General features: G+C 71.3%; 26 protein-coding genes. 3 read left to right on the top strand and 23 right to left on the bottom strand.

Translation table 11 applies throughout. From position 1 onward, the window contains the following. Positions 1-95: 95 nt before the first annotated feature. The 15 genes from LK09_RS17485 to LK09_RS17415 form a co-directional block, all read right to left on the bottom strand. Complete coding sequence (locus tag LK09_RS17485; RefSeq protein WP_039402464.1) at positions 96-2,069, bottom strand: cytochrome c oxidase assembly protein; 1,974 nt, start codon at positions 2,067-2,069, stop codon at positions 96-98. A 560-nt stretch (positions 2,070-2,629) separates the two neighbouring features. Beyond that, positions 2,630-2,917: an HU family DNA-binding protein gene (locus LK09_RS17480; protein WP_039402651.1), complete on the bottom strand. Its 288-nt coding sequence runs from the start codon at positions 2,915-2,917 to the stop codon at positions 2,630-2,632. A 208-nt stretch (positions 2,918-3,125) separates the two neighbouring features. Beyond that, complete coding sequence (locus tag LK09_RS17475; protein WP_039402463.1) at positions 3,126-4,268, bottom strand: alpha/beta hydrolase; 1,143 nt, start codon at positions 4,266-4,268, stop codon at positions 3,126-3,128. A gap of 107 nt (positions 4,269-4,375) precedes the next feature. Beyond that, entirely contained in the window at positions 4,376-4,681 is a 306-nt protein-coding gene (rpsN, locus tag LK09_RS17470) for a 30S ribosomal protein S14 (RefSeq protein WP_039402460.1), read from the bottom strand. A gap of 3 nt (positions 4,682-4,684) precedes the next feature. Next, positions 4,685-4,855, bottom strand: coding sequence for a 50S ribosomal protein L33 (gene rpmG / locus LK09_RS17465; protein WP_039402458.1), 171 nt, complete (start codon positions 4,853-4,855; stop codon positions 4,685-4,687). Further along, complete coding sequence (gene rpmB, locus LK09_RS17460; RefSeq protein ID WP_039402457.1) at positions 4,855-5,091, bottom strand: 50S ribosomal protein L28; 237 nt, start codon at positions 5,089-5,091, stop codon at positions 4,855-4,857. Before rpmB ends, rpmG begins: the two co-directional genes overlap by 1 nt. 177 nt (positions 5,092-5,268) lie before the next feature. Then, positions 5,269-5,934, bottom strand: coding sequence for a DNA-3-methyladenine glycosylase (locus tag LK09_RS17455; protein ID WP_156138901.1), 666 nt, complete (start codon positions 5,932-5,934; stop codon positions 5,269-5,271). Further along, entirely contained in the window at positions 5,934-7,382 is a 1,449-nt protein-coding gene (locus LK09_RS17450; protein WP_039402453.1) for a hypothetical protein, read from the bottom strand. Before LK09_RS17450 ends, LK09_RS17455 begins: the two co-directional genes overlap by 1 nt. Continuing rightward, positions 7,372-8,193, bottom strand: coding sequence for a TIGR03943 family putative permease subunit (locus LK09_RS17445; RefSeq protein ID WP_231563140.1), 822 nt, complete (start codon positions 8,191-8,193; stop codon positions 7,372-7,374). The genes LK09_RS17450 and LK09_RS17445 overlap by 11 nt, the downstream gene beginning before the upstream one ends. Continuing rightward, positions 8,186-9,118 (bottom strand): permease, encoded by a 933-nt coding sequence (locus LK09_RS17440; protein WP_082008374.1) that lies wholly within the window; start codon positions 9,116-9,118, stop codon positions 8,186-8,188. The genes LK09_RS17445 and LK09_RS17440 overlap by 8 nt, the downstream gene beginning before the upstream one ends. 187 nt (positions 9,119-9,305) lie before the next feature. Beyond that, the gene (locus tag LK09_RS17435; protein WP_039402451.1) at positions 9,306-9,737 is read right to left on the bottom strand and encodes a Fur family transcriptional regulator; all 432 of its coding nucleotides are present in this window, start codon (positions 9,735-9,737) and stop codon (positions 9,306-9,308) included. Positions 9,738-9,783: 46 nt separating this feature from the next. Continuing rightward, the gene (locus LK09_RS17430; RefSeq protein WP_039402449.1) at positions 9,784-10,647 is read right to left on the bottom strand and encodes a metal ABC transporter permease; all 864 of its coding nucleotides are present in this window, start codon (positions 10,645-10,647) and stop codon (positions 9,784-9,786) included. Further along, on the bottom strand, positions 10,644-11,453 hold the full coding sequence (locus tag LK09_RS17425) for a metal ABC transporter ATP-binding protein (protein ID WP_039402447.1): 810 nt from the start codon (positions 11,451-11,453) through the stop codon (positions 10,644-10,646). The genes LK09_RS17430 and LK09_RS17425 overlap by 4 nt, the downstream gene beginning before the upstream one ends. Beyond that, positions 11,450-12,364, bottom strand: a complete 915-nt coding sequence (locus LK09_RS17420) for a metal ABC transporter solute-binding protein, Zn/Mn family (RefSeq protein WP_039402444.1) — start codon at positions 12,362-12,364, stop codon at positions 11,450-11,452. Before LK09_RS17420 ends, LK09_RS17425 begins: the two co-directional genes overlap by 4 nt. Before the next feature lie 113 nt (positions 12,365-12,477). Beyond that, positions 12,478-13,119, bottom strand: a complete 642-nt coding sequence (locus LK09_RS17415; RefSeq protein WP_231563137.1) for a TetR/AcrR family transcriptional regulator — start codon at positions 13,117-13,119, stop codon at positions 12,478-12,480. Between the two features lie 86 nt (positions 13,120-13,205). Between LK09_RS17415 and LK09_RS17410 the strand changes: the two genes are divergently transcribed. Beyond that, positions 13,206-14,645 (top strand): purine-cytosine permease family protein, encoded by a 1,440-nt coding sequence (locus LK09_RS17410; RefSeq protein WP_052226949.1) that lies wholly within the window; start codon positions 13,206-13,208, stop codon positions 14,643-14,645. A 105-nt stretch (positions 14,646-14,750) separates the two neighbouring features. Then, positions 14,751-15,923 carry a serine hydrolase domain-containing protein gene (locus LK09_RS17405; protein ID WP_039402440.1) on the top strand — a complete coding sequence of 391 codons (1,173 nt, stop codon included), beginning with the start codon at positions 14,751-14,753 and terminating at the stop codon, positions 15,921-15,923. Positions 15,924-16,055: 132 nt separating this feature from the next. Here LK09_RS17405 and LK09_RS17400 read toward each other — a convergent pair whose 3' ends face one another. From LK09_RS17400 to LK09_RS17375, 6 genes are read right to left on the bottom strand one after another with little or no spacing between them, the layout of a single operon-like run. Further along, the gene (locus LK09_RS17400; protein WP_039402438.1) at positions 16,056-17,435 is read right to left on the bottom strand and encodes a dihydrolipoamide acetyltransferase family protein; all 1,380 of its coding nucleotides are present in this window, start codon (positions 17,433-17,435) and stop codon (positions 16,056-16,058) included. 37 nt (positions 17,436-17,472) lie between these two features. Then, positions 17,473-18,480, bottom strand: coding sequence for an alpha-ketoacid dehydrogenase subunit beta (locus tag LK09_RS17395; protein WP_231563136.1), 1,008 nt, complete (start codon positions 18,478-18,480; stop codon positions 17,473-17,475). Beyond that, entirely contained in the window at positions 18,477-19,607 is a 1,131-nt protein-coding gene (locus tag LK09_RS17390) for a thiamine pyrophosphate-dependent dehydrogenase E1 component subunit alpha (RefSeq protein ID WP_039402435.1), read from the bottom strand. The genes LK09_RS17395 and LK09_RS17390 overlap by 4 nt, the downstream gene beginning before the upstream one ends. A gap of 4 nt (positions 19,608-19,611) precedes the next feature. After that, positions 19,612-20,718 carry a histidinol-phosphate transaminase gene (locus tag LK09_RS17385; protein ID WP_039402433.1) on the bottom strand — a complete coding sequence of 369 codons (1,107 nt, stop codon included), beginning with the start codon at positions 20,716-20,718 and terminating at the stop codon, positions 19,612-19,614. A gap of 56 nt (positions 20,719-20,774) precedes the next feature. Then, on the bottom strand, positions 20,775-21,149 hold the full coding sequence (locus LK09_RS17380; RefSeq protein WP_039402431.1) for a type II toxin-antitoxin system death-on-curing family toxin: 375 nt from the start codon (positions 21,147-21,149) through the stop codon (positions 20,775-20,777). After that, on the bottom strand, positions 21,146-21,352 hold the full coding sequence (locus LK09_RS17375) for a ribbon-helix-helix protein, CopG family (protein ID WP_231563135.1): 207 nt from the start codon (positions 21,350-21,352) through the stop codon (positions 21,146-21,148). Before LK09_RS17375 ends, LK09_RS17380 begins: the two co-directional genes overlap by 4 nt. Before the next feature lie 81 nt (positions 21,353-21,433). On the opposite strand from LK09_RS17375, the gene LK09_RS17370 reads away from it, so the two are divergent. Beyond that, positions 21,434-21,823: a phage holin family protein gene (locus LK09_RS17370; RefSeq protein WP_039402429.1), complete on the top strand. Its 390-nt coding sequence runs from the start codon at positions 21,434-21,436 to the stop codon at positions 21,821-21,823. A gap of 1 nt (position 21,824) precedes the next feature. Here the strand turns inward: LK09_RS17370 and LK09_RS17365 are convergent, their stop codons facing one another. Next, positions 21,825-23,186, bottom strand: a complete 1,362-nt coding sequence (locus LK09_RS17365; RefSeq protein WP_039402427.1) for a lipase family protein — start codon at positions 23,184-23,186, stop codon at positions 21,825-21,827. Next, positions 23,183-23,497 (bottom strand): hypothetical protein, encoded by a 315-nt coding sequence (locus tag LK09_RS17360; protein ID WP_039402425.1) that lies wholly within the window; start codon positions 23,495-23,497, stop codon positions 23,183-23,185. The genes LK09_RS17365 and LK09_RS17360 overlap by 4 nt, the downstream gene beginning before the upstream one ends. Positions 23,498-23,576: the final 79 nt, after the last annotated feature.

Here is a 23,576-nt window from a genome sequence, read left to right as displayed (position 1 = left end):
CAGGTACCAAGTTCCGGCACCTGAACCCGCCGAAGTTGACACCCGAACAGGGCCGGCGAGGCGTCAACCGCAGCGGGGAGGCATCCCGGCGCGGGTCAGCCGCGGCGGGCGTCGCGGGCGGCGAGCTGGGCGAGCTGCGCGTTGTACGCCTCGAGCTCGGCATCCCCCGTGCGATCCGCCTGCCGGTCGCGGCGCTTCTGCACCTTGTCGTCGTTGCGGCTCCACTGGATCGCGACGGTGACCGCGAGGATCAGCGTCGGGATCTCGCCGATCGACCACGCCGCACCGCCGCCGATGTACTGGTCGTTGAGCGGCGTCGGCCCCCACGTGCGCCCCATCGACCCGAACCACTCGGCCACCATGAGCCCGGTCTGCATCATGATCGCGATGCCGAAGAACGCGTGGATCGCCATCACCGCGATGAGCGTCAGCAGCCGGAACGGGTACGGCAGCCGGAACGGCACCGGATCGATGCCGATCAGCGACTGGACGAACAGGTAGCCGGTGATGAGGAAGTGCACCGTCATCCACTCGTGGCCGAGGTGGTCGTAGAGCGACCACCGGAACAGGCCCGTGTAGTAGAAGATCCACAGCGATCCGACGAACAGCGCGGCGGCGACGAACGGGTTCGTGATGACGCGGGCGAACGGCGTGTGCACCGCCCAGAGGATCCACTCGCGCCCGCCCCGGGTGTCGTCGTGCCGCTTGCGGATCGCGCGCGCCGCGAGGGACACCGGCGCTCCGGGCACCAGCAGCAGCGGGATCGCCATCGTCAGCAGCATGTGCCCGACCATGTGCACCGAGAAGAGGTAGTCGGAGTAGGCGTTGACCGGCCCGCAGGTGACCCAGAGGAGCAGCAGGATGCCCAGGCACCACAGCACGGTGCGGTACACCGGCCACTTGTCGCCGCGGCTGCGCAGGCGCCACACCCCGGCGAGATAGAAGAACAGGGCGAATCCGCACGCGACCAGCCACAGCAGGTCGATGTTCCACTCGGTGAACCACCGCTGCACGGTCAGCTCCGGCGGAAGCGGCGCGTTGGTGAGCACCTCGGCCGGAGTCTTGGCGATCGCGACGATGCCGGCGTTCGGCGGTGGCGTGACCGAGAGCGCGGCTCCGGCACCGGACGCGATGCCCATGAACGCGAGCTCGAGGGCGACCAGGGCCCAGAACCGGCGTGCTCTGGCGTCCTCACGGTAGCGCCCGATGAGCCGAGTGCGGTAGATCGCGCCGAGCACGCCGAGGGCGACGAGCATCACCACCTTGACGAGGAGGATGACCCCGTACGGTGTGAAGAGGTCGGACGGCCGGGTGAACCCGATGAGCGCGCGCCCGACGCCCGAGATCGCGACCACCACGAAGGCGCACAGGGCGATCGACGAATATCGTCCGAGCGCGTCCGACATCCTGTCGCGCGGCATCGCGGGACGGATCAGCACCATCAGCAGGAGCCCGCCCACCCAGGTCGCCGCGGCGACGAGGTGGAGGATCAGCGACGTCACCGCGATGTTGTGGCTGGCCAGCTCCCCGGAGTGACCCTGCGTGCCCATCGGAATGAGGGATGCCGCGGCGAGGCCGGCGACGATCAGGGTGCCGGTCCAGCTGCGCACGGCGAAGATCAGGATCGTCAGGCAGGCGCCCGCGATCGTGGTGATGAGCCACGCCTGGCCGAGTTCGGTGGTGGTGAGCCACTGCCCGAACTGCTGGCCGAACTGCGCCTGCAGGGTGACCTTGGCGGCCGAGAAGTTGAGGAATCCGAGGTAGGCGACGGCGGCGCTCGCGAGAGTGAAGACGGCCGCCGAGGCGGATGCCGTGTTCAGCGCGATCTCCCACGGCTTCGAGCCCTGCTGCAGGGTGAACAGCGCCGTGATGAGCGTGCCGACCATGCCCGCGGCCGACAGGTCGACGATCAGGGTCGCGATCGGCACGCCGGTGCGCACGAAGGGACCGGGGTCGCTGAGCGCCAGCGGCGCCGCACCCCCGCCGTAGGTGAGCGCGATCGCGGCGGCGATGAGCGCGGCCGCCACGAGGATCGTGGGGCCGACGATCCGCAGCGCTCGGGAATCCATCCTTCCAGCCTAAATCCCGCAGGCTGGGCCCCCGCCCGGAGTACCCGTTCGGCATCCCGCGGCGGCATCCCGACCCGTCTTCCCGGACCCGGCATCCCGCCCCGGCTTCACTCGTCACGATCCGCACCGCGAGCTGCACAACGTGACGAGCCGGCCCCCATGCCCGCGCTCACTCGTCACGAAACGCACCGTGAGCGGCACAACGTGACGAGCGACCATCACCCCGCCGCACGGCTGCCCGGCATCCCGCCCCGGCATCACTCGTCACGATCCGCACCGCGAGCTGCACAACGTGACGAGCTGACTCCGATGCCCGCGCTCACTCGTCACGAAACGCACCCCCGGCGGCACAACGTGACGAGCGACCATCACCCCGCCGTACGGCTGCCCGGCATCCCGCCCCGGCATCCCGCCCCGGCTTCACTCGTCACGAAACGCACCGCGAGCGGCACAACGTGACGAGCGAAGGTCAAGTGCGCCGGACGCCGAGCGCACGCCCCGGGCACGCGAAAGGGGGATGCCCGGGCACGAGGCCCGGGGCATCCCCCTTCGTGACGGTCTTACTTGACCGCAGCCTTGAGCTTCGAGCCCGCGGTGACCTTGACGCGCGTGCCCGCAGCGATCTGGATCTCCTCGCCGGTCTGCGGGTTGCGGCCGGTGCGCGCAGCGGTGGCGACCTGCTCGAACGCGATCCAGCCCGGGATCGAGACCTTGTTGCCGGCGGCGACGGCCTCGGCGACGGTGCCGAACAGAGCGTCGAGCACGCCGGAGACGGTGCTCTGGCTCTGGCCGGTCGCGCTGGCGATGCTCGCAACGAGTTCGGTCTTGGTGATGGACTTGTCGGCCATGTGGTTGTCCTCCAAGGCGGGCGGACCCGCCTTCTTGTCGGGAACCGGGATGCCGATTGCTCCCCGGCTGGTCGGTGCGACCGCGACGAACATACCAAGAAACCCCGACATTCCGCGGAATTCCGGGGTTTCTGAGCGGTTTCAGGTCATCTGGGCACCGAAATCGGGCGATTGGAGTGGCAGATGGGGCTTCTGTGAGTACCGATCGTCAATTTCCGTGCAGGGTGCGCAGCGCCCAGACGACGTCCGCCTCCCACAGTCGTGCGGCCGCCAGCGCCCCCGTGAAGATCGGGATGTCGTGCGTGACCCCGGTGTACTGGGACGCGCTCGCGGGCACTCCCGCGCGCCGGAGCGCGGTGGCGTACGCGGACCCGTTGCGGCGCAGCGCGTCGTACTCGGCGGTGAGGATGACGGCGGGCGGCAGCCCTGCATGAGACGCCGCGCGCAGCGGCGAGGCGTAGGCTTCGCGGGCTCGCGCGATGTCGCCGAGGTAGGTGCGCTGGATCGAGCGCAGCTCCCGCCGCATCAGGAACGCCGGAACGCCCATCTTCCACGTGGGGCGCAGGTCGATGTGCCGGCCGGTGAGGTCCACGACGGGAACCTCGAGGATCTGCAGTTGCACGGGATGCCGGGCGCGGTCGCGGTTCACGAGGGTGACCGCCGCGGCCAGGCATCCCCCGGCCGACGTGCCCTGCACCGCGAGGCGGGAGGCATCCACCTCGGCCTCGTCCTCGTGCGCGGCCAGCCACTCCCACGCCGCCCAGCCCTGCTCGACCTGCGTCGGATACCGGTGCTCGGGGGCGAGCGCGTAGTCCACGGCGGCGATGGCGACGCCGGATGCCGCAGCACGACGCCGATAGCCGGCATCCGTCGTCGGCGAATCGATCCCGCCCACGCGGAACGCCCCGCCGTAGAACGCCAGGCACACCGGCGGCCGCTCCGCCCCGGCGTCCGGATGGTAGATGCGCACCCGGACGTCGGGATACCCGGGCACCGGCACGGTGTGCTCGGTGATCCGCAGCTCAGGGCCCGGGGTGCCGACCTCGGCGAGCTCCTTGCGGTCCCAGGCGAACACGTCGCGACGGTGCTTCGCCCGGGCCCGGGTGCCGGCCGCCGCTCGGGTGGCGGCGGCGGCGCGCCCCGAGGCGTCGGCCCCGGCGGCATCCGCACCGGCGGCGACCGCGCCGGCCGCGACGGCCTCGGCCGCAACCGCGACCGCACCGGCTCGGGGGCTGTCGCCGCGACGGATCCACGCCGGGACCAGCCGCCGCTTCGCGTCCTCCAGCGCCTGACCGATCAGATACCGGCGGTGCACCCGCAGCCGCTTCGCGAACAGAGGGTCCAGGGGCATGCTCGGAGTCTACGTCGGCGCGCAAAGCGAGAGGCCGGCACCCCCGAAGGGATGCCGGCCTCTCGACGAACCTGGTGCTTACCAGCTCGACAGTGCCTGTCGAAGTCTCACCAGCTCGACTTGGTGACACCGGGCAGCTCGCCACGGTGCGCCATGTCGCGGAAGCGCACACGGGAGATGCCGAACTTCGTCAGCACGCCACGGGGGCGGCCGTCGATGGCGTCACGGCTGCGCAGGCGAACCGGCGACGCGTTGCGCGGCAGCTTCTGCAGGCCGACGCGAGCGGCTTCGCGCTGCTCGTCGGTCGAGTTGGGGTCGACGAGGGCCTTCTTCAGCTCGGCACGCTTCTCGGCGTAACGGGCGACGACCTCTTCGCGCTGGTGGTTGCGCGCGATCTTGCTCTTCTTGGCCACGGATCAGCGCTCCTCTCGGAATTCGACGTGCTTGCGAACAACCGGGTCGTACTTCTTGAGCACGATGCGGTCGGGGTTGTTGCGGCGGTTCTTCTTGGTCACGTACGTGTAGCCCGTGCCCGCGGTCGAACGCAGCTTGATGATCGGACGGATGTCCTGTGCCTTCTTGGCCATCAGAGCTTCACACCCTTCGCGATGAGGTCCTTCACGACCGACTCGATGCCACGGGCGTCGATCACCTTGATGCCCTTGGCGGACACGTTCAGGGTGACCTTACGGCCCAGCGACGGAACGAAATAGGTCTTCTTCTGCACGTTCGGGTCGAAGCGGCGCTTCGTCCGGCGGTGCGAGTGCGAGATGTTGTGACCGAAGCCGGGAACCGCTCCGGTCACCTGGCACACTGCTGCCATTGGTGAACTCCTTCTGTACCGTGCGACCGGACGGTCGCACCCAAGATCCCTTGTCTGCATCTCGAGACACCGCCGAATGACGCCCGGTTGGACCGGTCGTTGAGCGAGCGGAGCGAGTCGAAACGCGAACTGCGTGCTGGAGTGCGCGCAGACAAAGAGTCAGTCTAGCACGGATGGTCAGGATGCCGCGGCCTGGGCGCCGCGGCCCCACCGGAACGGGGACACCGTGGGGTCGGCGTCGATCCAGAACCGCCAGGGGTAGGCATCCGTCCCGGCGAGGCCCGCGACCCCGACGCGCGGGCCGCTCACGATGCCGGGAACCCGCTGCACCGGCAGGAACAGCCGGGCCGAGGCGCCCGCGTGCTCGACGCCGGTGACCGCGTCGATGCCGTCGTGCACGGGATGCCGGAGGCCGATGGCGTCGCCGAGGCGTCCGGGTCCGCGCGCGAGCTCCCGCGCCGTGCGGGCGGCGGGACGCCGGGCGAAGGCATCCTCCACGCCCTCGACGATCTCGCCGGCGCGCAGCAGGATTCCGCCGGCCTGGCCCTCCGGTCCGCTCACGACGTTGACGCACGAGTGGATGCCGTGACTCAGGTACACGTACAGGTGGCCGGGCTCGCCCCACATCGTCGCGTTGCGCGCGGTGCGTCCCATGCGGGCGTGCGAACCCGGGTCGGGCCGGTCGCCCGTCCCGAGCCCGTGGTACGCCTCCACCTCGGTGAGGCGCGCCGCGACGGTGACGCCCGCGACGGTGACGCGCAGCATCCCGCCCAGGAGGCGCGGAGCCACCTCGGTCGGCAGGCCGCCGAGGGCCTCCCGCGTCGCCGGGACGAGCTCCGGGATCACTGGAACGCCACCGGCGACAGCTGGCACCAGGATGCCGCGAACCCGGGGTACTGACGCACCTCGCGGCCGGTGCTGAGCTCGACGATGTGGGTGACCAGGTGCTTCGGCATCGGCGCCAGGTAGGTGTCGTACGAGTCGGTGACGACGTTCGGATCGACGAGGATCGCCGCGTACCGCGCGCTCGGCGAGACGCACGTCTGCATCACGGCATCCGCCCCCGAGACGTGGAAGATCGGCGTCGCGGCCCCGGTGTCGGTCACCCGGTACGCGGTGGTCCCCTCGTCGCGGTCGCCGGCGCCCAGCAGCGTGAACAGCCGCACCGTGCCGCCGCCGACGCCCGGAACGGGCGCGATGTGCCCCGCGCTCCCCCGCACCGGTTGCCCGTTCGAGGCCATCGCCTTGGCCAGGCGGTGCTGCTTGCCGCTGGCCAGGTCGATCGCGAACACGCCGTCCGCGCGCTGCACGACCGCCACCGACGAGCCGCGGGCGATGCCCTCGATGTCGACGCCCGCGCCGAGGTCGGTGGCATCCTTGCCGGTGGATGCCGTCAGCAGCATCCGGCCGGTGTACGGCAGCACCAGGATCGCGTCGGTGTCGGGCACGAAGCGCCAGTCCGCCACCCGGGTGTCCTTGCCCGGCACGGCCACGCGCGACGGCGCCGTGCCCGCCGGGGCGCGGAGCGAGATCGTGTACAGCGCGTTCTCACGGCTGGTCGGGGTGCCGAGCACCGCGTCGGTCCACTCGAAGCCGATCAGGTCGCCGCGGTCGGCGCTCTGCATGTTGGTGACGTTGCCGACGCCGGGCAGGCGCAGGCGTCGCGCGTGCTTGCCGGCGAGGTCGGTGACCAGCAGCTGCCCGTGCTGGTGGGTGTCGAGCACGGAGACCACGAGGTGGTCGCTGGTGGCACGGAAGTCCTCGATGTGCGGGTGCGTGTACACCGGGGTGAGGGCGTCGCTCGCAAGGTTCGTGCGGTAGATCGTGTCGGTGCCGGCGCCGCGCCGCAGCAGGTAGAGCGACAGCCGGGGGGTGCGGAACGTCTCGGTGATCGTCGTCTTGGGCCCGCCGCCGAGACCCGCGACATCCCGCACGCGCACGGTGTAGCTGGTGTCTTCGTGGAGGGGCAGCGTGAAGCGCACGCCGGCGCTGCGGCCGGCCGTGTCGACGGTGAACGCGGCGGCCGGCGTGACCTGCACCTGGCTGGGCTTGATCTTCTCCAGCGACTGGTTCGTCGTCACGATGAGGCGGGATCCGGATGCCGCGACCGCCGCCTGCGGATCGACCTGCACCGCGGTGACGCGGGGGCCCTGCACGCTGCTCGCGACCGCGCCGGACAGCCCGAGGATCCCGAGCACGGCGGCGACCGAGACCAGGGTGACGACGAAGGCGCGCCCGCGGCGGCGGCGGCTGGATGCCCGGCGCGACCGCGACGCCGGCTCAGTACTCATACGGGTCCTTGGGCTGCGGGATGGGCCGGACCGAGCGGGCATCCACCTGGAGTCCGCCCGCGGACGAGGTGCGCACGACGCCGGTGACGCTCACCCACTGGCCGGTCTTGAACTTCTGACCTGAGAGCGTGGCGCTGACGGGGACCTTCGCGGTCTGCGCGTCGATGACGCAGTGCGTGATCACCAGCCGGGTGAGCCCGAACGTGCCACCCGATCCGGGGGTGACGAAGCCGATGAGCGACACCGCGGAGCCCTCGAACGAGTCGGGGTTGGTCGCCGTCGCGAACACGCTCGCCCAGTCGCCGACCCCGAACTTCGCAGTGTCGCCGTGGGAGGCGAGCTGCACGACGTCGGCTCCGGCGAACAGAGGTGCGGATCCGGTGCTGCGCGTCTGCGCGATGTCGGCCGACAGGGATGCCGGCGGCCACAGCAGCACCCCGGCGGCCACCGCCGTGGCCGCGACGCCGCCGGTGAGGGCGACCGCCCGGCCGAACGCCGCGCGCCGCGCGGGCCGCGTCCCGTGCGGCTCGTGCGCCTCGTGCCCGTGGTCATCGTGCGCGTGGTCGTGGTCGCCGTGGCCGTGCCCGTCGCCGTGGTCGTGCCCGTGCTCGGCCTCGGAACCGAGGGGCAGCACGAAGCTCAGCACGGCGCCGGCGAGCAGCAGCACCGCCATCGGCACCGCCAGCCAGTCCGAGGACGGGTTGAGATAGAGGGCGAGACGCCCGGTGGCCCACAGCGTCAGCGTGACGATGGCCAGCACGGCGGAGAGCCCCACGCCGAGCCAGCGGTATCCGATCCAGGCCCTACGCAAGGAGGTTCACCCCCACGGCGAGCACGAACGACGCCAGCACGACGATGACCACCATGCCGGCGATCACGCGCGCGGTGAACGTGGTGCGCAGCAGCGCCAGCATCTTGATGTCCACGAGGGGTCCGACGATGAGCAGCGCCACGATGGATCCGGGTGTGAACGTCGAGGCGAACGACAGCGCGAAGAAGGCATCCACGTTGGAGCAGATCGACACGATCATCGCCAGCAGCATCATCGCCACGACCGAGAGCACCGGGCTCGACCCGATCGCCAGCAGCGCGTCCCGCGGGATCAGCACCTGTACCGCACCCGCGATCGCGGAGCCGATGACGAGCGCCGGCATCACCGCGCGCAGCTCGACGATGAACTGGGCGAGGCTGCGCGTCCAGCGGCCGCCCGGCTCGTGCGTGACCACGTCCCGGGCATCGAGGAACCGGCCGGTCAGCATGCCGTCGGCATTCGGATGCCGGCTGTAGATCCACCCGACGAGGTTCGCGATCAGGAACCCGCCGACGAGGCGCGCGATCAGGATGCCGTCGGACATCCCGAACGCCTGGTAGGTCGTGATGATCACGATCGGGTTGACGATGGGCGCGGCCACCAGGAACGTGAGCGTCTCGGGAACGCTGATGCCGCGCATCAGGAGTCCTCGTGCGAACGGCACGTTGCCGCACTCGCACACCGGCACGATCATGCCCAGCAGCGACAGCACCGCACGGCGGGCCCAGCCGGCGCGCGGCAGCACCCGCTCGATCGCGCCCGGCGGCACCCACACCTGCACGACGATCGACAGGACGACGCCGAGCACGACGAACGGCAGCGACTCCAGCAGCACGCTGATCGAGAGGGTGAGGCCGTCCTGCACGCGGGACGGCAGCGGCGGCATCGCGGCCGGAGCGAGGGCGTTCACCGCGAAGGCGAGCATCAGCAGCAGGATGCCGATGCCGAGGCCCGTGGCCCAGCGCGGAATCCGGCCGCGCGGCGCTGGCGTCCGGCGCACCCGGTACTGGCTCGGGCGGGCGACCGCCGGCGCCGGGCGTGCTCCGGGAGCCTCGGTGCGACGCGTGCGCGACGGACCGGGCGGGGCGGTGCCCGTCACGAAACCGTGGCCGTCATGTCAGCGGGGCATCCTGCGCTCGGGCGGAGTCGGCGGCGCGCGCGGCCGTGCAGGCGGCGCAGAGCCCGAAGATGTCGACGACGTGCTCGGCCTCGGTGAAGCCGTGCGCGGCCGCGGTCTGGCGGGCCCACTGCTCGACGTCGGTCGCGGCGATCTCCACCGCGGTGCCGCACGACCGGCAGATCAGGTGGTGGTGGTGGCCGCTCGACGCGCAGGCGCGGTAGAGCGCCTCGCCCTCGGGGCTGTGCAGCGTGTCGGCATCCCCCTGCGCGGCGAGGCCGGACAGGGCTCGGTAGACGGTCGCGAGGCCGATGCCGGTGTTCGCCTCGCGCAGGGTCGCGTGCAGCGACTGCGCGCTGACGAACCCGGGGGCGTCGCCCAGCGCCTCGCGCACGCGATCGCGCTGCCAGGTGTTCCGCTGTGCCATGGGAGGGATGTTAGCGGCGAAACCCGCACGGGAGCCGGGAGCCCGGTCAGGCGAAGCTGCGCGCCACCCGGTCGCGCCGGGCGCCGATTCCGCGGCACACGAGGTAGATCACGAACGAGATCGTGGTGATGTACGGGCTCACCGGCAGCGTGCCCGCGACGGCGAGCAGGATGCCGCCCACCGCCGACACCACCCCGAACAGGGCGGCCAGCGCCGGGAGCACGACCGGTCCGGTGGCGATCCGCGACGCCGCGGCGGCGGGCGTGACCAGCAGGGCCAGGACGAGCAGAGCGCCGATGATGTGCACCGCGACCGCGACGACGAGGCCGAGCAGCACCATGAACCCCAGCGAGATCGCGCGGGTCGGGACGCCGCGCGCGGCCGCCGACTGCGGGTCGAGCGAGTCGAACCGCAGCGGCCGCCAGATGAGCAGCAGCGCCAGGATCACCACCGCCGAGATGGCGATGAGCCATCCCAGCTGCGCGTTCTGGACCGACACGATCTGCCCGGTCAGCAGGCTGAACCGGTTGACGCTTCGGCCGTTGTAGAGCGACAGGCAGAGGATGCCGAGGCCCAGGCCGAACGGCATCAGCACCCCGATGATCGAGTTGCGTTCGCGGGCGCGCGCCCCGAGCACCCCGATGAGCACGGCGGCGATCAGCGACCCGACGATCGACCCGGTGACGACGTCGAAGCCGAACAGCAGCGCTGCGGCGGCCCCGGCGAACGAGAGCTCGCTGATGCCGTGCACCGCGAACGCCATGTCGCGCTGGATGACGAAGACGCCGATGAGGCCGCCGACGAGGCCGAGGACCGCGCCCGCCCACACCGAGTTGGACACCAGGGCCAGGATCGCGCCGTACTGGCCGATGCCGCCGAACATGGCGCCCGCGATGTCGGACCAGTTCATGCGTGCGACTCCTCGTCGTGGTGGAGGTGGGGCTCTTCGGCATCCGGCGCGCCGACCACGACGACGCGCCCGCCGGCGCGCAGCACGAACACGGGAACCCCGTACAGGCGACTGAGCACCTCGGTCGTGAGCACCTCGTCGGGAGTGCCGAGGGTGAAGTGCCCGCCGGCCAGGTAGAGGATGCGGTCGACCTTGTCGAGCACCGGGTTGATGTCGTGGGTGACGAAGAGGATGCCGGCATCCTTCTGCCGGCGGTGCCGCTCGATGAGCGCCACGACGGCCTGCTGGTTGGCCAGGTCGAGGCTCGTCAGGGGCTCGTCGCAGAGCACGAGCCGGGGTTCGTCGGCGAGGGCCTGCGCGACGCGGAGGCGCTGCTGCTCGCCGCCGGAGAGCGTGCCGGCATCCCGGTCCGCGAAGCCGGAGGCGCCGACCGCGGCCAGCAGCTCGTCGACGCGGGCGTGGGTGCGCCGACGCGGGAACGGGAAGCCGAACCGGTGGCCGTCGACGCCGAGCTGCACCAGGTCGCGACCGCGCAGCGCCGTGTCGCGCGGCAGCGGGCGCTGCTGCGGCACGTAGCCGATCGCGCGGTTGCCGGCGCGACGCACCGGCTCGCCGAGCGCGGTGATGGTGCCCGCGGACAGCCGGTCGAGGCCGAGGACCGCCCGCATCAGGGTCGTCTTGCCGGAGCCGCTCGGACCCAGCACGGCGAGCATCTCGCCGGGCCGGACGTCGAGGTCGAGCCCCTCCCACAGGGTGCGGCCGTCGCGCTCGAGCGATGCGCCGCGGACCGACAGGACGGGCGTCACTTGAGAGCCGCGGCGAGCTGATCGAGGTTGCGCTGCATCCACTGAATGTACGTCAGTCCGGCCGGAAGCGTCTCGGACCACTCGAGCACGGGGACGCCGGTCGCCTTCGCCTCGGCGATCATGGTGGTCGTCTCGGGGCCGCCGGCCTGCTCGTTCGCGATCAGCACGCGCACGCCGTGGGAGCGGATCAGCGTCCTCCCCTGCAGCAGCGTCGCGGGCGGCACGTCGTTGCCCGCCTCGACCGCCTCGCTGAACGCCCGCGGCGTGGCGTTGGTCAGCCCGGCCCCGGCGATCAGGTAGACGGGCAGCGGCTCGGTGACGAACGCGGCATCCCCCGTGTGCTTCTTCGCGATGGCGGTCTGCTTCGCCTGCAGTGCGTCCACCCCGGCGGTGAACGACGCCAGGTGCGCGGTGAACTCGCTCTTCTTGGCCGGGTCGATGGTGCCGAGCTCGCCGGCGATGCGGGATGCCACGGTCTTCACGGTGCGCAGGTCGTAGAACACGTGCTCGTTGAACCCGTCGGGCGTGGCCGTCGCGGACCCGCCGGGCCACACCGGCGACAGGGTCGCGGCCGTGATCACCGGGGCCGCCGGCTTCGGTCGTGCGGACAGAAGCTGCTGCATGAAGCCGTCGTACCCGGCGCCGTTCTCGATCACGAGCTGCGCGTTGTTGACCGCGAGCTGGTCGGTCGCGGTGGCTTCGAACGCGTGCGGGTCTTCGGTGGCCTTGTTGATGATCGACGTCACGTCGACGGCATTCCCGCCGATCGCCTGCACGATCTGCCCGTAGGCGTCGGTGGAGGCGGTCACCCGGATGCGACCGTCATCCTTCGCGGTGGCGGTGCCGGCGCATCCGGCGAGAGCGAGAACGGATGCCGCCGCGACGGCGAGGACGAGGAACTTGCGGGCCATGCCCCCAGCTTACGGCTATTGATAATCATTCTCAAACCGAGGTGGCCCCGGTCCCTGACGCTTCGGGCGATCTCACCCCCGGTCCCTGAGCGAGCGAAGCGGGACGAAGGGGCTCAGAGCCGGGCGATCGCGGCGTGCAGCAGCCCGGGCTCGACGCCGAGGGCCCACTCCGCGGCATCCGTCACGAAGTGCTCGTACGACGGATGCTCGAAGGATGCCTCGTCGTTGACGTAGCTGCCGACCCCGTCGACGGCGATGAGGATCCGCACCGCGGCGGCGAACGCGTCGCCGGTCGGGAACACCCCCTCGGCGACGCCGGCCTCGATGATCTCGAGCAGCTGGGCGCGGTCGAGTTCCTCCTGGGCGGCGAGCGCCTGCCCGATCGCGGGCCGGAAGCGGGACAGATGCCGGGCGTTCAGCCACAGCCGGGCCATGTCGCGCGAGCGGGCATCCTCGACGCGCACGATGAACTGCGCCATGCGCTCGACGGGCATGCCGGATGCCGCGAACAGCTGCGCGCGCTCAGCGGTGGCCGCCGCCGAGAACGCCTCGACGACCAGATCCTCCGCGGCCGGGAAGTAGTGGCTGATCAGCCCGGGAGCGACGTTCAGCCGGTCGGCGACCGCACGCAGCGTGATGCGTTCGAGACCCTCCTCGAGGGCGATGGCGGCGGCCGTGTCGAGGATCTCGGCGCGGCGCTCTTCGGGGCGTTTGCGCACGCGCGGCGCGGGCACGGTTGACAGGTCGGCATCCACCTTATTAATCTAGCGACCAATAAGTCATTGGCCAAGCGACCAATAGTGTTCGCATCCCGGCGACGACGTCGGGCAGAGAGGAAACCGTGTCCTTGACCCGCCCCGCGGACGACGAGGCGTTCGTCGATTCCGCCAGCCAGCCCGAGACGCGCGGCATCGAACTCATCGACGAAGCCGACCGGCACGGACGGCCCCGCGATCTCTTCTTCGTGTGGGCCGCCCCGAACGTGAGCGTGCTGAACTTCACGATCGGCGCCACGATGATCACGCTCGGCCTGACGCTCTGGCAGGCGATCCTCGTCATCCTCGTCGGCTGCCTCCCCTGGATCTTCACGGGCATCGTCGCGATCGCCGGCCCCGCGGCCGGAACCTCGGGCTCCGTCATCACCCGCGCGATGTACGGGATCATCGGCAACAAGGTGATCGTCGCGTTCACCGGCTGGCTGATCTCCGCGGTGTTCCTGGCCCTGAACTGGCTGGCATCCTCGTTCATGGGCGCCGATCTCCTCGCCCGCCTGGGCCTCACGAACCCGATCGTGTGGCCGATCGTGGTCACCCTCGTCGTGTCGGCGATCACGGTGGTCATCGCCGTCTACGGCCACGGCCTGATCCTGCGCGTCTACTCGTGGGTCACGATCTTCCTGCTGGTGGTCTTCCTCGCGGTGACGGCGTTCATCCTGCCGAACGTCGACTGGGGCTACCGGCCGGCGCAGCCCCTGAACGGCGTGCCGCTGTGGGCATCCGTCACCGTCGGCATCACGCTGCTGGCATCCACTCCCCTGTCGTACTCGAACAGCCCCGACCTGGCCCGCTACCTCCCGAAGGACGCCAAGCCCTCGCACATCGTCGCTGCCACCGCGCTCGGCGGGGCGATCCCCAGCGCCTTCTTCACGATCGTCGGCGCGCTGCTCGCGACCGGGGTGACGCAGGCCCAGCTGGATGCCGGCATCGACGTCGCCCTGCTCGACATGCTGCCGGCCTGGCTCGGCGTGCTGCTGGTCGTCGGCGTCATCGTCAACACGGTCTCGCTCAACGGCATGACCACGTACAGCTCGTCGATGGCGCTGCAGGCCATCGGCATCCCGATCCGCCGCATCCCGTCCGCGATCGTCGTGGGCGCGATCGGCACCGCGCTGACGATCTACCTCGTCATGTCCACGAGCCTGCTGGAGGCCGTGAACCTCATGCTGCAGTTCCTCGTCATCGTCACCGGGCCCGCGATGGCCGTGTTCGTCACCGACATCGTGCTGCGCCGCAATCGCTACGACGGCGTGGAGCTGTTCGACGAGCGCCGCGGGGCGACGTTCTGGTACACCGGCGGCTTCTCGGTCGCGGGGATGAGCGCCGTCGTGCTCGGCGGCATCGCGACCGCCCTGTGTCTGTCGACGACGGTGTGGGTGGGCGCGATCTCGACGGCCCTCGGCGGGGTCGATCTCTCGGTCGAGGTGGGCATGATCGTCTCCGCCGTGCTGTACGCCGTGCTGCTGCGGTCACGACTGGGACGGCGCGGCCTCCCCCTCCGCTGACGACGGGCTTCAGTCGGATCGCCGCGATTCAGGATGCCCCGGCGAGAATCGTCCTGAGCCGCCCGCTTCATCCTGAATCCCCCACCGACGACGAAGGAGTCATCCATGATCGATCCGCACGACCCCGCCGCGACCGGCCCGCACCCGCCCCGTTTCGCGGGCGCGGCGCCCGGACATCCGACCCTCGACTCGTGGCAGACGCCGCCGGACAACCGCTGGGCGTTCAGCAACCTCGCCGAACTGCTGCCGATGGCGACGGTCTCACGACGTGCGGAGCCGGCATCCGGGTTCTCGAACCTCGACGCGCTCGGGATGCCGGACCTGGCCGCCCGGCTCGACGCGACCTACACCGATGCGTTCCTCGTGCTGCGCGGCGACCAGGTCGTCGCCGAGCACTACCGGCCCGGCTTCGCCCCCGACCAGCTGCACCTGCTGATGAGCGTCTCGAAGTCCCTGTGCGGCCTGGTCATGGGGTCGGTGATCGACGACGGGCTCGTCGACCCGCGGCGCCCGGTCACCGACTACGTCCCCGAGCTCGCGGACTCGGCATACGACGGCCCGACCGTGCAGCACGTGCTCGACATGCAGATCGCGATCGACTACCGCGAGGAGTACACCGACCCGACCAGCGAGGTGCAGACCCACGACCGGTCCGCCGGCTGGCGCGAACGGCGCCCGGGCGACCCGGTCGACGACTACGCGTTCCTGACGACCCTGCGAGGCCCGGGCCGCACGGGCGAGTTCCAGTACTGCTCGGCGAACACCGACATCCTCGGCTGGATCATCGAGCGCGTCACCGGCGAACGCTACTCGGCGGCGCTCAGCCGCCGGCTGTGGAGCAGGATCGGCGCGGACCGGGATGCCGCGGTCACCGTCGACCGGAGCGGTTTCGGATTCCCCAACGCCGGCGTGTGCACCACGGCGCGCGACCTCGCGCGGGTCGGCCGCATGGTGCTCGACCGCGGCGTCGCGCCCGGCGGCCGGGTCGTGTCGGCGGCCTGGACGGAGGCGATCCTCGCCGGCGGCAGCACCGAGGCGATGACGTACGAAGGGTTCACGAGCAGGTTCCCGGACGGCTCGTACACCCGCCAGTGGTGGTGCATGGGCAACGAGCGGGGCAACGTGAGCGGGATCGGCATCCACGGGCAGAACCTGTGGCTGGACCCGGCGACCGACTCGGTGATCGTGAAGTTCTCGGCCTGGCCCGACCCCGACACCGACGAGTGGAACGCCGTGCAGACGGGCATCCTGCTCGACGTCAGCGCCGCCCTCGACTGACGCCCCGGCCGCCGTCCCCCGCCCGCGGGGCGAGGGCGCGGGGCGAGGGCGCGGGCGCGGAAGAGACGCGAACGCCCCGGCGCGAGCACGGCGCGCCGGGGCGGGATGCCGGGCGCGCACGCCCGGGGTCGGTCAGTCCAGGAGCAGGGCGGGTTCTTCGAGGATGGATGCCACGTCCGCGACGAACCGGCTCATGCCGTCGCCGTCGATGACACGATGATCGAACGAGCCCGACACGGTCGTGACCCAGCGGGGGCGCACCTCGCCGTCGACGACCCACGGCTTCTGCCGAATGGCGCCCATGGCGATGATCCCGGTCTCGCCGGGGTTGATGATCGGGGTGCCGGCATCCATCCCGAACACGCCGATGTTGGTGATCGTGATCGTGCCGTTCTGCTGCTCCGCAGGCTGCGTCTTGCCCTCGCGCGCGGTGAGCGTCAGCTTCTCCAGGGCCCGGGCGAGCTCGCGCATCGACAGGTTCTGGGCGTCCTTGATGTTCGGCACGAGGAGGCCCCGCGGGGTCGCCGCCGCGATGCCGAGGTTCACGTAGTTGCGCACCCGGATCTCGGCTCCGTCCTCGGAGTCGACCCAGACCGCGTTGACCATCGGTGTGCGGCGCACGGCCCAGATCACGGCGCGCGCCATGATCAGCAGGGGCGAAACCTTGATGTCGGCGAAGTCGGGCGAGGCCTTCAGGCGCTTGACGAGTTCCATCGTGCGGGTGGCATCCACATCGGTCCACACCGACACGTGCGGCGCGCTGTAGGCCGAGCGCACCATCCCGGAGGCGACGGCCTTGCGCACGCCCTTGACCGGAATGGTCTCTTCACGGGTCGGGTCCGCGGCCGCGAGTGTCGACGGCGCGGATGCCTGCACCGGCGCCACGGCGGTCGCTGCGCGGTCGGCCGCGACCGGGATGGTCTCTTCGCGCACCTCGGGCCACTCCGGCGTGGTCACGTTGCGGAACACGCTCGCCTGCGAGGCGTGGCGCACGACGTCGTCGCGGGTGACCTCGCCGGCGGGGCCGGTCGGCACGACGCCGGCGAGCTCGACGCCGAGGTCACGGGCGAGCTTTCGCACCGGAGGCTTGGCGACGACGCCGACGGATGCCGCGACTCGCTCTGCCGCGGGCTTCTGCGGGGGGCGGCGACGGGACTGCACCTGGCCGCCGGTGCCGTAGCCGACGAGCACCGCGCCGGGGGCTTCGTCCGGCGCGGCAGGCTCCGGGGCGCCGTGCTCGCTGCGTCCGGCGGTGACGTCGGCGGATGCCCCGGCCGCCGTGATCGTGATGATCGCGGTGCCGACGTCCACCGTCTCGCCCTCGGCGATCAGGAGCTCGCCGACGACGCCCTCGAACGGCGAGGGCAACTCGACGAGCGACTTGGCCGTCTCGATCTCGACGAGCACGTCGTTGACGGCCACCGTGTCGCCCGGGGCGACGTGCCACGAGACGATCTCGGCCTCGGTGAGTCCTTCGCCCACGTCGGGAAGGACGAATGTCTGGGTGCTCATGGACGGTCCTTTCGGGGCGCTCGACGAGCGGTGGATGTCAGTAGGCCAGGGCCCGGTCGACGGCTTCGAGGATCCGGTCGGGATCGGGCAGGAAGACGCCTTCGAGCTTGGCGGGCGGGAAGGGCACGTCGAAGCCCGACACCCGCAGCACCGGCGCCTCGAGGGCGTAGAAGGCCTGCTCCATGACGGTCGCGGCGACCTCGGAGCCGACGGACACGTTGCCGGGGGCCTCCTGCGCGTAGACCATGCGCCCGGTGCGGCGCACCGACTCGAGGATCGGGCCGTAGTCGATGGGCGACAGCGAGCGCACGTCGACGACTTCGCAGCTGGTGCCCTCGGCCTCGGCGAGCGCGGCCGCCTGCAGCAGCATGGTGACCATCGCGCCGTGGCCGACGAGCGTGACGTCGGTGCCGCGCCGCACGATGCGCGAGGCGTGCAGCGGCAGGGCGCGCGCCGACAGGTCGACCTCGCCCTTCATCCAGTACTTCGCCTTGGGCTCGAGGAACACCACGGGGTCGTTCGAGGCGATGGCGTCCTGGATCATCCAGTACGCGTCGTTCGGCGTCGACGGCGAGACCACCCGCAGGCCGGGAGTGTGCGCGAAGTACGCCTCGGGGCTCTCCTGGTGGTGCTCGATGGCGCCGATGTGGCCGCCGTACGGGATGCGGATCACGACGGGCATCTGCAGCGCGCCCTCGTGCCGGTTGGTGATCTTGGCCAGCTGGGTGGTGATCTGGTCGAACGCCGGGAAGACGAAGCCGTCGAACTGGATCTCGCACACCGGGCGGAACCCGGCCATCGCGAGTCCGATGGCGGTGCCGAGGATGCCGGACTCGGCCAGCGGGGTGTCGAGCACCCGGTTCTTGCCGTACTCGGCCTGCAGCCCTTCGGTGACGCGGAACACGCCGCCGAGCGGGCCGATGTCCTCGCCCATGAGCAGGACGTGGTCGTCGTCGTTCATCGCCTGGCGCAGGCCCGCGTTCAGGGCGCGCACGAACGGCATCGTCTGGGTCGACGTCTGCGGGGCGGTCATCGTGTCGCTCATCGTGCGTCCTCCTCGAAGGATGCCTCGTACTCGGCGAGCCAGGCGCGCTGCTGGTCGATCAAAGGGTGCGGGTCGGAGTACACGTGGTCGAACATGCTGTCGACGGGGATGCCGCCCAGCGCCGTGGTGCGCTCGCGGATGTCGGTCGCGGCGGCGGCACCCTGAGCGTCGGCGTCGGCGAAGAACTCCGCGCTCGAGCCCCGGGACTCGAGGAACGTGCGCATGCGGGCGATCGGGTCGCGCTCGGCCCACGACCGCTCCTCGTCGGAGGTGCGGTACTTCGTGGGGTCGTCGCTCGTGGTGTGCGCACCCATCCGGTAGGTGACCGCTTCGATGGCCCGCGGCCCCTGTCCCGCGCGCGCCTCGTCGAGGGCGCGTTTGGTGACGGCGTAGCTGGCGAGCACGTCGTTGCCGTCGATCTGGATGGACGGCATCCCGTAGCCTTCGCCGCGGCGGTAGAGCGGTGCGGGCGACTGGGTGGCGACGGGCACGGAGATCGCCCACTGGTTGTTCTGCAGGAAGAACACCTCGGGCGTGCGGTAGCTGGCCGCGAACACCATCGCCTCGTGGACGTCGCCCTGGCTGGATGCCCCGTCGCCGTAGTAGACCATGACGGCCGCGTCGCGCTCGGGGTCACCGCTGCCGCTGCGCCCGTCGAAGGCCATGCCCATCGCGTACCCGGTGGCGTGCAGGGTCTGCGATCCGAGCACGAGCGTGTAGATGTGGGTGTTGCCGTTGGCCGGGTCGGCCGGGTTCCATCCGCCGTGCGTGATGCCGCGCATCAGCCCGGTGATGCCGATCGGGTCGACGCCGCGGACCATGCAGACGATGTGCTCGCGGTACGACGGGAAGATGTGGTCCTGCGGGCGGGCGGCGTGCACCGAGCCGACCTGCGCGGCCTCCTGGCCGTAGCTCGGCGGCCACAGCCCGAGCTGCCCCTGGCGCTGCAGGTTGGTGGCCTGCGTGTCGAACGCGCGGGCCACGACCATGTCGCGGTAGAACGTCTCGAGCTGCTCGAGCGGCAGGGCGTCGATGAGGTCGAGGTACGGTTGCGCCGCCGGTGTGGGCGCGAGGGTGCCGTCGGCCGCAAGAATGCGGACGAGCGCCGGGTCGTCGGACTGGCTCACCGTACTACGCTATCGCGCGCGCCGAGTGCCCAGCTTGGAGGGTGCCGACAACGGAGGCGGCGATCTGTATGACCTTGTCCACAGCCTCGGGCTCGCCGACCGAGATGCGGATGCCGTCGCCGGCGAACGCCCGCACGATGAGTCCGGCCTCGTCGAACACGGCCGCGACCGCGGTGGTCTCGGCGCCGGTGGCGAGCCAGACGAAGTTTCCCTGCGCATCGGGGATGCGCCAGCCCTGCGCGCGGAGCGCGGCGACCAGCCCGTCTCGGCGCGCGACCAGGTGCGAGACGCGTTCGAGCAGTTCGTCTTCGGCGGCGAGGGATGCCAGCGCCCCCTCTTCGGCCTGGGCCGTCACCGAGAGCGGGATCGCCGTGCTGCGGGCGGCATCCAGCACGCGCCGGTGTCCGATGGCGTAGCCGACGCGGAGCCCGGCGAGCCCGTACGCCTTCGAGAACGTGCGCAGCACGACGACGTTCGGGTGGGCTCCGGAAGCCAGCACCGTGCGGCCGTGAACCGCGTCAGGGTGGGTGACGAACTCGGCGTAGGCCTCGTCGAGCAGCACCAGGACGTCGGACGGCACCTTCTGGATGAAGGCGTCGAACTCCGCCTGGGTCACGATGGGCCCGGTCGGGTTGTTGGGGGTGCACACGATGACGGCGCGGGTGCGCGGCGTGATGGCGGCGGCCATGGCGTCGAGGTCGTGCCGGGCGTCGGGCAGCAGCGGCACCTCGACCGGGGTCGCCCCGGCGATGAGCACCAGGCCGGGGTAGGCCTCGAACGACCGCCAGGCGTAGACCACCTCGTCGCCGGGACCGGCGGCGGCGAGCATCAGCTGCGCGATGATCGCGACCGAGCCCGAGCCGATGTGCACCTCGTCGGGAGTGACGCCGTAGCGCGCGGCGAGCGCGTGCCGGAGGCGGGCGGCCGTGGCATCCGGATACCGGTTGATCGCCGTCTGACGCTGCAGCGCCTCGACCACCGACGGGAGCGGGCCGAACGGGTTCTCGTTGCTGGAGAGCTTGAAGGCGTCGGCTCCGGCCTGCTTGCCCTGCTTGTACGGCGGGAGGGCCGCGATCTCGGACCGGACGCGGACGGGGATGTCGTCACTCACCCTCCCGAGTCTAGGAGCGGGCGCCAGGCCGTGCCCGGGTTCGAGGTGATCGCCCACTACGCGTCCCTCCGCTCGAGGTGCGCACTGATGATCGCGGCGGACTCCTCGAGTCCGAGGCGGCCCTCGGCGACGCCGACGACGAGTGCGAAACCGGTGTCGACATCCATGGTGTGCCGGTGCCCGTTCAGCCAGAGGAACGTGATGGTGAGCGTCCAGCCGCTGCGCTTGTTGCCGTCGACGAACGGATGGTTGCGGACGATGCTCTCCAGGAGCGCGGCTGCCTTGAGCCCGATCGACGGATAGGCGTCATCGCCGAACAGCGTCGTCGCCGGGCGGGCGAGGGCCGATGCGAGCAGCCCGGCATCCCGCACGTGGAAACCCAGTCGCGCCGAGATGTGCAGCGCGTCGTCGAGTGCGAGGTATTCGGTCATGCGTCTTCGAGTCGCCGAAGCAGTTCGGCGTCGTGGCTCAGCACGAAGTCGACAGCTTCATCCACCGCGGCGCGGCGGCTGCGCCGCGCGACGACGAGCGCCGCGCCCTGCACGATCAGGGCGTGCTTGGACACGTGCTCGGCCGCCGCGATCTCGTCCAGAGCGCGGTCGATGTCTTCGGGAAGTCGCACTGTCATGGCCATGCCTCCAGGGTACTGGTATCAAACTGGTATCGGTCGGGAGTCTTCGACCGATCGATCCTCGAACGTGGGAGACTTCGGGGCATGAGGTTCCTCCTTCGCATCGTCATCAACGCGTTCGCGATCTGGGTCGTGACGCTCATTCCGGCCCTGCAGGTCTCGATCGTGCCGTTCGCTCCCGGCGGCACCCTGCAGTACGTGCTCACCCTGCTGATCGTCGGGCTGATCTTCGGCGTCGTGAACGCGATCATCGGCACGATCATCAAGATCGTCGCCATCCCGCTGTACATCCTCACGCTCGGCCTCATCTCTCTTCTCATCAACGGCTTCCTGCTGTGGCTGACCGCCTGGCTGACGCACTGGTGGAGCTGGGGCTTGCGCGTCGAGAGCTTCTGGTGGGGCGTCGTCGCGGCCCTCATCATCGCGGTGATCAACGGGATCCTCGGCCTCTTCCTGCGCCCCGCACGCCGCTGACTCATCCGCGATCGGCTCCGACGAACGGCCCGCCCACGCCGGGCACGATGCGCGGGTCCGCGACCCGCACGGGTGGATCCGCCGGCGGGACGAGCTGTTCGGCGTCGTAGTCGCGCACCTCGACCGCGGTCGAGGTGCGCAGCTCCGCCAGCTGGTCGCGGATGCCGGCCAGGCGCGGATCACCGGACCGGTCGGCCAGCCGCGCCGTCTCCTCGTACCGGCGGAGGTCGTGCGCGGCCATCGGCCCGGCGTCCGGAGCGGCATCACGGCGGATCACCACGCTGCCCGGGCCGCCGACCTGCCCGGCCGACCCGCCGCCGGCGAGGTCGGAGACGACATCCGGATGCCGCAGTTGCACGCTCAGGACGCCGCGGGAGACCTGGGCCTCGGTGGGCGAGCCGACCGTGACCAGCATCGTGGTGCGATAGCCGCCGTCGAGTGCCACGCGGCCGGCGATCATTCCGCCCTGCGAGTGGCCCACCGGGTTCACGATGTCGCCCGGCTTCGCCCCGGCGTCGGTGAGGGCCCGCTGCACGGCCACGAGCGAGGCGCTGCTCGCGCCCGTGTAGAGCCGCACGTTGGATGCCATGTCGGACGGATCGGTGGTGCGCGTGAGGTCCGGATTGCGCGTGCCGGTGACGTAGACGAGGAACCGGCGCGAGGCGTCGGGCATCGTGTACCGCTCCACCCGGACCAGCGGCCGTCCGTCGCCCTGCGGGATGCGCGAGACCACGGCAGCCAGGTCGGTGGGCGGGCGCCCCGTCCTGGTGCAGCCGACCTGGTGGACCCGCACCGGCCCCGGCGCCGGTCCGGTGGTCCCGGGGAGCATCCGTCCGCGCCCGAGGAGTGCCACCACCGAGCCTCCGGTCGCGCCGATCAGCCCACCCGCGACCGGGATCAGGGAGGCCCCCACGCGGCGGTCCTCCTGCGCGATCCCGTCGCCGAACGTCTCCATGATCCGGTCCGCCTCGCCCACCACCCCGGGATCAGCCGCCGTCAGGGCATCCAGCGCGGCCTGCGCCCGCTGCTGCGTCGGCACGTCGCCGGCGGCCTCCGCCTGCTGCATCGCAACCCGCAGTTCGACCGCCTCGTACACGCCGGCGGCGTGGCTCAGTCGCATGCCGAGGCCGTCGGCCCGGTCGGCGAGGGATCCGGCGACGTCCCCCACGGCCAGCGTCCGCCCGGGCAGCGTCCATCCGCCGGAGTCTGCGGTTGCCGCCAGCCGGGCGCACTGGACGCGCAGACCGCCCGCGATCCCGCCCAGCTGACGGGCGACCCCGTGGAACCGGTCGGACGCCGCGCGCAGCGACGTCGTGTCGACCGCGACCGCGCCCCCGCTGGTGATCTGGATGTCGCCGCTCATCGCGCCACGACCATCCCCGGCGCGGCGGACCGCAGCAGCTCGGTCAGCACCAGCTCGTCGACGATCCGGTCCACCGCGTCGCCGGCACCGGTGAGCTCGACGGCGAGGTCGGCGACGGCGCGCTGCCACTCCCCCGCCGCGCGCTCGTACCCGGACATCGCCTGCGACTTCCACCGCGTGTCGGCGGCGATCTCGGCGCCCCGCCGCCCCGCCTCGATCACCTGCATCCGCAGCTCGGCGAGCGCGGCCCCCACCGCCCTCACCTCGGCGATGGGGGCGGTCAGGTCGGAGGCTCCGGCGAGTGGCTGCATCCCTCCACCGTGCCAGGGCGCGTCGCCGGCCGCCCGCCGCGCCCGCGGCCTGTGGATGACACGCCCGCATCGTGCACCC

This window comes from Microbacterium mangrovi (assembly GCF_000802305.1).
Classification (GTDB): Bacteria; Actinomycetota; Actinomycetes; order Actinomycetales; family Microbacteriaceae; genus Microbacterium; species Microbacterium mangrovi.
The sequence above is the reverse complement of the archived record's forward strand: the minus strand, read 5'-3'. Positions and strand labels throughout refer to the sequence as shown.

Coding starts and splice junctions, on each gene's coding strand:
- LK09_RS17480 (WP_039402651.1), bottom strand. CDS start 2,917: ATGGCCGACAAGTCCATCACCAAGACCGAACTCGTTGCGAGCATCGCC.
- LK09_RS17395 (WP_231563136.1), bottom strand. CDS start 18,480: ATGAGCGACACGATGACCGCCCCGCAGACGTCGACCCAGACGATGCCG.
- LK09_RS17485 (WP_039402464.1), bottom strand. CDS start 2,069: ATGGATTCCCGAGCGCTGCGGATCGTCGGCCCCACGATCCTCGTGGCG.
- LK09_RS17400 (WP_039402438.1), bottom strand. CDS start 17,435: ATGAGCACCCAGACATTCGTCCTTCCCGACGTGGGCGAAGGACTCACC.
- rpmG (WP_039402458.1), bottom strand. CDS start 4,855: ATGGCCAAGAAGGCACAGGACATCCGTCCGATCATCAAGCTGCGTTCG.
- LK09_RS17380 (WP_039402431.1), bottom strand. CDS start 21,149: ATGACCGAATACCTCGCACTCGACGACGCGCTGCACATCTCGGCGCGA.
- LK09_RS17440 (WP_082008374.1), bottom strand. CDS start 9,118: ATGCTCGCCTTCGCGGTGAACGCCCTCGCTCCGGCCGCGATGCCGCCG.
- LK09_RS17435 (WP_039402451.1), bottom strand. CDS start 9,737: ATGGCACAGCGGAACACCTGGCAGCGCGATCGCGTGCGCGAGGCGCTG.
- LK09_RS17475 (WP_039402463.1), bottom strand. CDS start 4,268: ATGCCCCTGGACCCTCTGTTCGCGAAGCGGCTGCGGGTGCACCGCCGG.
- LK09_RS17365 (WP_039402427.1), bottom strand. CDS start 23,186: ATGAGCGGCGACATCCAGATCACCAGCGGGGGCGCGGTCGCGGTCGAC.
- LK09_RS17405 (WP_039402440.1), top strand. CDS start 14,751: ATGATCGATCCGCACGACCCCGCCGCGACCGGCCCGCACCCGCCCCGT.
- LK09_RS17375 (WP_231563135.1), bottom strand. CDS start 21,352: ATGGCCATGACAGTGCGACTTCCCGAAGACATCGACCGCGCTCTGGAC.
- LK09_RS17360 (WP_039402425.1), bottom strand. CDS start 23,497: ATGCAGCCACTCGCCGGAGCCTCCGACCTGACCGCCCCCATCGCCGAG.
- LK09_RS17430 (WP_039402449.1), bottom strand. CDS start 10,647: ATGAACTGGTCCGACATCGCGGGCGCCATGTTCGGCGGCATCGGCCAG.
- LK09_RS17370 (WP_039402429.1), top strand. CDS start 21,434: ATGAGGTTCCTCCTTCGCATCGTCATCAACGCGTTCGCGATCTGGGTC.
- LK09_RS17420 (WP_039402444.1), bottom strand. CDS start 12,364: ATGGCCCGCAAGTTCCTCGTCCTCGCCGTCGCGGCGGCATCCGTTCTC.
- LK09_RS17450 (WP_039402453.1), bottom strand. CDS start 7,382: ATGAGTACTGAGCCGGCGTCGCGGTCGCGCCGGGCATCCAGCCGCCGC.
- rpmB (WP_039402457.1), bottom strand. CDS start 5,091: ATGGCAGCAGTGTGCCAGGTGACCGGAGCGGTTCCCGGCTTCGGTCAC.